1 protein-coding gene is annotated in these 291 nt (G+C 44.3%); it reads right to left on the bottom strand.

What is annotated here, in order from left to right; all coding sequences use genetic code 11:
• On the bottom strand, window positions 1-210 hold a 210-nt coding region (locus AOA61_RS32005), incomplete at its 3' end, for a hypothetical protein (RefSeq protein ID WP_218197402.1).
• Between the last annotated feature and the right edge of the window lie 81 nt (window positions 211-291).

Genomic DNA, 291 nt, shown 5'->3' with positions numbered 1-291 from the left:
GTTTTGGAGCTTTCGATGGCCTATTTCTGAGTGGAATGGATAGAGTTCTCCCACTGGAAGGTCGCCGATATCATCTGGTATTTCGTTAATGAGCTCTGAGACTCTTGCTCTCGCTCCCACTTTCACGTAGTTTTTGACTAATTCATTCATATTCGTATCGTAATCGCAGAAAGTCGTCGTCCCTGCTTTGATTCCTTCGACGATATTCATCATGGAGCCTTTTTTACTATCTTCGGGGGTAACGTGTTTCATAAATGGCCATAGGCCGTCTTGCATCCAGTTGTGCATATC

The sequence above is a fragment of the Pseudomonas sp. 2995-1 genome (assembly GCF_002742505.1).
GTDB classification, from domain to species: Bacteria; Pseudomonadota; Gammaproteobacteria; order Pseudomonadales; family Pseudomonadaceae; genus Aquipseudomonas; species Aquipseudomonas sivasensis.
Note: the sequence above shows the minus strand (reverse complement) of the source record. Positions and strands in the feature narration are given on the sequence as shown.